6 protein-coding genes and 1 pseudogene are annotated in these 6,962 nt (G+C 63.0%); 2 read left to right on the forward strand and 5 right to left on the reverse strand.

Annotated elements, in window-relative coordinates:
- The 5 genes from WCA85_RS08225 to WCA85_RS08245 all read right to left on the reverse strand — a co-directional run.
- Positions 1-526, reverse strand: a 526-nt coding sequence (locus tag WCA85_RS08225) for an FAD-dependent oxidoreductase (protein ID WP_424062759.1), incomplete at its 3' end; no start/stop codon positions are given.
- Positions 526-1,374, reverse strand: a complete 849-nt coding sequence (hpnD, locus tag WCA85_RS08230; protein WP_424062761.1) for a presqualene diphosphate synthase HpnD — start codon at positions 1,372-1,374, stop codon at positions 526-528. The genes hpnD and WCA85_RS08225, both read right to left, overlap by 1 nt.
- A gap of 240 nt (positions 1,375-1,614) precedes the next feature.
- A complete protein-coding gene (locus WCA85_RS08235) occupies positions 1,615-2,553 on the reverse strand; it encodes a sensor domain-containing diguanylate cyclase (RefSeq protein WP_424062763.1) in 939 nt (312 codons plus the stop codon).
- The gene (locus WCA85_RS08240; RefSeq protein WP_424062765.1) at positions 2,550-3,173 is read right to left on the reverse strand and encodes a chemotaxis protein CheC; all 624 of its coding nucleotides are present in this window, start codon (positions 3,171-3,173) and stop codon (positions 2,550-2,552) included. The genes WCA85_RS08235 and WCA85_RS08240 overlap by 4 nt, the downstream gene beginning before the upstream one ends.
- The gene (locus tag WCA85_RS08245; protein WP_424062767.1) at positions 3,166-3,534 is read right to left on the reverse strand and encodes a response regulator; all 369 of its coding nucleotides are present in this window, start codon (positions 3,532-3,534) and stop codon (positions 3,166-3,168) included. Before WCA85_RS08245 ends, WCA85_RS08240 begins: the two co-directional genes overlap by 8 nt.
- Before the next feature lie 675 nt (positions 3,535-4,209).
- Here WCA85_RS08245 and WCA85_RS08250 point away from each other — a divergent pair.
- Complete coding sequence (locus WCA85_RS08250; RefSeq protein WP_424062769.1) at positions 4,210-6,477, forward strand: ATP-binding protein; 2,268 nt, start codon at positions 4,210-4,212, stop codon at positions 6,475-6,477.
- Positions 6,478-6,720: 243 nt separating this feature from the next.
- Positions 6,721-6,962 (forward strand): annotated as a pseudogene (locus WCA85_RS08255) (hypothetical protein); the annotation flags it as partial.

Genomic DNA, 6,962 nt, shown 5'->3' on the forward strand with positions numbered 1-6,962 from the left:
GTTCCGCACTCGCGTCACGCGGCTCGACATTCAGCACGGTCCGAAACAGCGGCCGCAGCAGGCGGTCCCACAGCACGCCATCGCAGCGCATGGTCTGCGCCATGGTCCGGCCAGGCCTGGCGAACAACAGCGGCGCGAGCAACAGATAATCGCCCGGATTCGTGTTCGGTACGCGCGCCGCCTGGTCGAAGATCCACAACGGCAGGCGCCCCGGCGACAGGCGTACGGTCCAACGCGCCCGCGTCGCGAGATCCACGAAGGGATACTCCGGCTGCGCCGGACCTACCAGCTCATCGGCCGCACCAATCGCGCGCAGATAATTCAGCGTCGCGCCGTACCCGGAGAACACCAGATGGTTGCCGCTATCGATCGTCGTACCGAGCGTGCGGTCATAGTAAGAGCGGCACCGTCCACCGGCCTGCGCAGCAGACTCGTGCAACACGACCTGCGCGCCACGCCGCTGCAATTGCACCGCAGCGGCCAGGCCGGCAAGGCCTGCGCCGATCACGTGGACGAGCCTCGCCATCAAAAGAATGCGTAGCGGGCCAGGATCCACAGAAGCCGCGCGCGCGGCTTCTTGACCTTCGTACGCGGCAGGTCGAAGCCGCGATCAACGGTGCGGTCGAGCAGGCACCGGTACACACCCGACATGATGCGCGGCGCGCGAACGTGGTTGCGCGGCGCGGCGTCCATGATGGCATCCGCCTCGGCGAAATGCTGACGGGCCTGCGTGACGAGCTTGGCGCACACGCGCGGCAAGGACGGGTCATCGACTATGGCGGCGGGGCTGGTGGTCGAGATGCCTTCGAGTGCCAGCAGTTCGCGCGGCAGATAACAGCGGTCGATGTCCGCGTCTTCGTCGATATCGCGCAGGATGTTGGTCAGTTGCAGCGCGCGGCCGAGATGGTGCGCCAGCAGGCGGCCCGGCTCCTCCTGCATCCCGAATATCCTCACCGATAACCGGCCAGCCGCACTCGCGACACGGTCGCAATACAGGTCAAGAGTGTCTTCGTCGGGTGCACATATGTCAGCGGCAGCGTCCATCGCCATGCCGTCGATCATCGCGTGGAAGTCTTCGCGCTGCAGGTGAAACGTATGAATGTGCCGCGTCAACGCCCGCAGCGAAGCGCGCGGCGCGCCGGCATAGCAGGCGTCGATATCGGCACGCCAGCGCTCGAGCCCAGCCGCGCGTTCGGCGTGCGGCAAGTCGCTGTCGGCGATATCGTCGACAGCGCGGCAAAAAGCGTAGACCTGATACATCGCATCGCGTTGCGCAGCCGGCAGGATGCGCATCGCAAGATAGAACGAGCTGCCCGATGTGGCGGCAGCGGCGTCGGTTTCTGTATCGTCCACGACAAGATTGGAAACAGCCAAGACGATCTCCGCTGAGGGGCCCCTCTGGAGGCGGTCAAGAAATTGTGGCTAGCCGCAAGGTAAGCCGCGCGCGCGGACGCGCGCGAGAACACCGGCAAGGGATGCCGGAAACGGCGAAAAGTATAGCAACCTTTACGGGATGGCGCAGTTTTGGGGCGCAATGCGCGGCTATCGCCGCCTTACTTGAATTGGGAAAAGCGCCGCCGAGCCGGGCTCCGACGGCACCGCGTCCGGGTTGGCTCAAATATAGGCGACTGACCGGTTGCGCCCCTGGCGCTTGGCGCTATAGAGGGCGGCATCGGCTTCGTTGATCAGCACGTCGTAATTGGGGACACCGACGCGCGCCGAGGCGCCGCCTACGCTGGCGGTAACCGGCACCAGTACGCCTTGGACATCGACCGGCGTGTCGCTGATCGTAAGGCGGATCTTTTCGGCGACCTGCATTGCATCCTCGAGCGGCGTGCAAGGCAGTAGCAGCGCGAATTCCTCGCCGCCAAAGCGTCCAAAGGTGTCCTGTACCCGCACCACCTGAGCGACCCGTTGGGCCATTTCGCGCAGCACCGTATCGCCGACCACGTGACCGAACTGGTCGTTGATCTTCTTGAAGTGGTCCAGATCGAACAGCAGCACCGACATGTCGCCGCCGTAGCGCTGCCAGCGAGTGTATTCGTCGCGTAACCGCGCTTCAAAATAGCGGCGGTTGGCGATGCCGGTCAGGCCGTCGCGGTCAGCGTATTCCTGCAACTTGGCGACCGCTTCCTCGCGCTCGCGCTGCACGATGCTCACGTGCGTCACATCGGAGATGGTCACGCAGACGGCCACCACCTCACGCTCGCGCGTGAGCGGCATGAACGTGCAGTCCTGCTGCATGAAGTCGACCCCGCCTGTGATAGGCCGGTCGTGATCGAACTTGAACAGATACGGACGCTGCTCCCACGAACTGAACGCGAAGCTGCCGAGCTGAAACACGCTCTCGAGCTTGCGGGTCAGCCACACGCGCGGCAATTCGGGGAAATTGGCAAAGATCGACTTGCCGACCACCTGCTCGGCCGACAAACCGCTGTGATCCTGCATGAAGCGGTTCCACATCAGCACCTTCATCTCGCGATCGAGCACGAAAATACCGAAGCCGACGCGCTCGACAACCAGGTCGCTCAATGAGGGAGGGGCGACGTTCATAAGCTGGACAGCAGCGCATCAAGCGCGTGGTTCATGTGACGGATCGACTCTTCCGCCATCAGCATGACGAGGTGAGCACGGAAACTCTGGTCTTCGAGCGCGAAATTAACCTCGACCAGCAGCGCGACTTCCCATGCGAGCACGCCGGGCTGGAACACGTCGTCGAGCGACATCGCCTCGCCAAGCAGGCCCGGCGGCGAAAACACCGGTGTGCGGCCAAGCTGGTCGAGAATGCACGAGACGCAGGCGCCCGTGAGTACATTGGCGACGTCGAAGATCAGTTCCTGCTGACTGACTTTCTCGTACGCGGAACGCGGATACGGATCGTTGACGAGCGCGCAGAGCTGTTCAATGCTGCCGCTGCGGCAGATCACCAGCGCTTCGCCCTTGATGTCGGAGCGAAAGCTCTGGCGCACCGCGCTCACCGACTCCTGGATGCCGGTCATTTCGCGCAGCGCCTTGGCCGCCTCGCTGACCGCCACCACCTGCACGCGCGGCACCGACAGTTCGATGAACGCATCGAGCAGTTGCGCGAGACGAGTGGCCGCCTGGCCCATGGCAAGGTTGGCGACCTCCTGCAGCGCGTCGCGCTGATCTTCGTTGAGGACTGGCTCAGACATACAACCCGTACTCCTTGAGGATAGGTAGTACCGCCTCGGGGGTGACGGGCTTGGCGATGAAGGCAATCGCTCCGAGGGTGCGCACACGCTCTTGCGCCATCGGCTGCACGTCGGCGGACACAACGATCACAAATGTGTTCAGGTCCTCGTGCTGCAATTGCTCCAGCACCTGGTAGCCGGTCATATCCGGCATCGTCAGGTCGAGGAACATCACGGATGCTTTGCCTTCACGGTAAAGCGCAAGCGCTTCGCGGCCGTTTGAGGCATAGCTGATTTCGATATCCCACTCCGCGGGCAAGGCCTTGGTGAGCACCTTACGGGCAAGCAGCGAATCGTCGGCGATCACAATGGGCAATGACATAGCGGAGGGTCGAAAAACGGGATTGGCTCGTTCGCGTTAACGGCGGGGATCAGAAAATCTTTAGCGCAAAGCGCTGGCTGCCGAAAGATCGGGCCGCCAAGGCGAACGAAAATGCGAAATGCATCAGCCGGGGGAAGGCGCGCGCGAGAGCGCGTGTGAGAGGAACGATGCAGGTGCGCCAATGCGCACGCTGGACAATGAAGATGACCGGCATGTTCAAGCCTACCCCGTAGGTGATTCAGCGCGGCCAGTGGGCAGATATACCCTGCTCGCCACGCGCGTTCCCGCGAACCCCTCCGTGACGCTATGTATGCGTAATCTGGCTGGCCCTCGCGGCAGAGACGTCCGAGCATGGCGGACGCCTTATTTGTTGTGACATGATTCTCAAGTTAATCCAGCGAAAAGGCAACTCGTCAAATTGGATTTGACGAACTTAAACCACTCGAATCGATCAATTTGTAGGGAAATTTATATCTTCATATCAAATAATTTTTGGCGTTTATCCTTTTGTGTACGTTTGCGCTTCCGGATTTGTGTCTGATTGGAGAAAAACTTACGCATAACGCGGAGGGTCTATTTACGGGCGTTTGCCGGTTCCTTCGCGGTAATCCCAAGCTTCTCGTATGATGGCTGTCGTAAGATTTTCCGTCCCCGACGTTTGCAGCAGCATTGACGATGACACCCGACCGGTCCGACCCGCCTGAAGCGAGCCGTCCCGCCGCTAGCCGGCAAGACGAAACGCTGTTCCCCGTTGTACCGGAACAGAATTTCCACGTCCGGCGCATGACGCTAATTGCCCTGCTGATCGCGGCAATCGTGCTGCCCTGCGTCTACGTCGCAGCGATGGCGTTCAGCGACTTGCGCGCCCGCGAAGCGGACGCCACCGACCTGACGCTACGCACGGTGCGGGTCGCGGAAGAGCACGCGCTGAAGGTGTTCGACATGAACGAAGCGCTCGATGCCCGCGTGGTCGATCAGGTCCAGGGCCTCGACGACGACGGCATCCGCATCCGCGAAGCGGAGATTCACGAAAAACTGCGCACGATGGGCGGCGGCTACCCGCAGGTGGCCGCGGTGTCGATTTTCGGCAAGAACGGCATCCTGCTCGCCAGCAGCCGTTTTTATCCGGCGCCGCCCGTGTCGATTGCCCAGCGCGACGATTTCACCGGCATCCGTGACGGCAAGGTACTCGAACACGTTTCGCGGGACATGGTGGGCCAGGTCGCGGGCGGGCGGGTGTTCAACACCGGCGTGCCGCGGCTTGCCGCTGACGGATCTTTCGCCGGCGTGGTGTCGGTCGCGCTACGGCCGGATTATTTCAGCGAGTTCTATCACGAACTGCTCGGCGGCCATGACTCGCCGATGACCATGACCCTGAGCCGCGCCGATGGCGCCGTGCTCGCCCACTATCCGGCCGCGCCCGGCCAGCCGGACATGATCGCGCCGCACACGCCATTGACCGACGCGCTTGCCCATAACGAACGAGCCGGCGTGGTCCGCACCCGGTCCGTGTTCGACAAGGACAGTCTGATCGTGGCCTTCCGCCGGGTCGGCTCCTATCCGGTGTACGTATCGTGCGGCTATCGCACGACGGCGGTCTGGGCCGCCTGGTATCGTCATTTGAGCGTGCTGATCCTCTCGATGTTCACGCCTTCCATCGTGCTGTGGTGCGTGATCTGGCTTTCGCTGCGGCGGCTCGGCGCCGAAGAGGAAGCATGGGAGCGCTGGCAGGCCGAAGCGTCGATGCGACGCTCGATCGAATCCGCCTATCGCCAGTCACGCAAGATGGAAGCGCTCGGCAATCTGGTCGGCAGCGTCGCGCATGACTTCAACAACCTCCTGATGATCGTCTCGGCTAACGTGCAGATCGCACGGCGGCGCGGCGCGCCGGGCCTCGACCGCGAGCTGTCGGCGATTGAACGCGCGTTGAAGAACGGCCAGTCTTTAACCCGTCAATTGCTCGGCGTCGCGCGCAAGCAGCCGCTGCGTAACGAAACGCTTGCCTGCGAACGCTGGCTGCCCTCCTGCCGCGAATTGCTGCAGGCATCGCTGGGTGCGAAGATTTCGCTTGTGATGGATATCGGCACGGTCGTCTGGCCAATGCGCATCGACGTCGCCGAGCTCGAACTCGCGCTGATCAATATCGCCGTCAACGCGCGCGATGCGATGCCCAATGGCGGCCGTTTTACGGTGCGCGCCGCCAACATCACCTTCCGTCATGAAGACGGCTTCCCGCTGACGGGCGATTTCGTCCAGCTCTCGCTTGAAGACACGGGTGTCGGCATGCCGGCTGACGTCCTCGCGCGTGCTTTCGAACCGCTTTATACGACCAAGCCTAAAGGGATGGGCACCGGCCTCGGCCTGCCTCAGGTGTTTGCCTTCTGTGAACGCTCCGGCGGACTCGCGGCGATCGATAGCGCGATTGGCGCCGGCACCTCGGTGCGCCTCTACCTGCCGCGCGCCGCCGAGGCACCCGAGGTCGAGCAACCCGCCGAGCCGAGTATCGAAGACACCAGCACGCCACTTGGCCTGCGCATCCTGCTGGTCGAGGACAACGACGAAGTCGCGGCCGGCACCGAGGCGCTGCTGCAGATGATGGGCCATCAGGTGACGTGTGTTTTCAACGCGGACACGGCGCTGCGCCTCTTCGACGACGCTCGCGCCAACCCGACTCGTACCGACGAAGCACTGCCTTTCGATCTCGTGATTTCCGACATCCACATGCCGGGTACCATGAATGGCATCGATCTGGCCGAGGCAGTGCAAGGCTTCGAAACCCGGCTGCCGGTGATTCTGGTGACAGGCTATGCGGAGGAGCTCGACCGCGCGCGTCATGTCGACGCGCGGGTGCTATCCAAGCCCTTTGACATCGCCTTGCTGGAGAAGCTGCTGCAGGACCTTCAGCGCCATCTGGCACAACGTAGCGCGCATCCGGCGGCTTAGAGGCGCGCCGGGCGGCTCCCACATCCCATAACGCCGGGATTTACCGCCGTTTGTAAAAGCTGGAGCCTGTGAATCCGGCCCGCTTACCCTGCAGCTGGCGGCATCCCGCGCAAAGCCTTGCCGGCTGGCGAGCCTGCGTGCGTGGCCATGGGCGCCGGTGGCTGCGGCACGATCGTTGCGGCTTCAGACGGGAGAAAGGCCCCGCGTTTTCGCGGCGCCTCGATAAAACGTCGGGAGACAGCCATGCGACATACCGTGATTGGTTTATTCGACACCTACAGTCAAGCGGAAAGTGCGCGCGACACGCTCGTGCAGACTGGCTTCGCCTTTGACACCATCGAACTGCAGGCGAACCCCATGCCGTCCGCGACGGCCGCGAGCGACGCGGTCGCAGATGCGGGCGTGCTGGCCAATATCGAACGCTTCATTGCCAGCCTGTTCGCCAAGGAGCCGCGCGCCCCGCAGGCGCAGCGTTACACCGACGC

The sequence above is a fragment of the Paraburkholderia sp. genome, from assembly GCF_049581445.1.
In the GTDB taxonomy this organism is placed as follows: Bacteria; Pseudomonadota; Gammaproteobacteria; order Burkholderiales; family Burkholderiaceae; genus Paraburkholderia.

What these genes read in the sequence shown, in the direction of transcription:
- WCA85_RS08250 (WP_424062769.1), top strand. Translation starts at nt 4,210, where the DNA reads ATGACACCCGACCGGTCCGACCCGCCTGAAGCGAGCCGTCCCGCCGCT.
- WCA85_RS08245 (WP_424062767.1), bottom strand. Translation starts at nt 3,534, where the DNA reads ATGTCATTGCCCATTGTGATCGCCGACGATTCGCTGCTTGCCCGTAAG.
- WCA85_RS08240 (WP_424062765.1), bottom strand. Translation starts at nt 3,173, where the DNA reads ATGTCTGAGCCAGTCCTCAACGAAGATCAGCGCGACGCGCTGCAGGAG.
- WCA85_RS08235 (WP_424062763.1), bottom strand. Translation starts at nt 2,553, where the DNA reads ATGAACGTCGCCCCTCCCTCATTGAGCGACCTGGTTGTCGAGCGCGTC.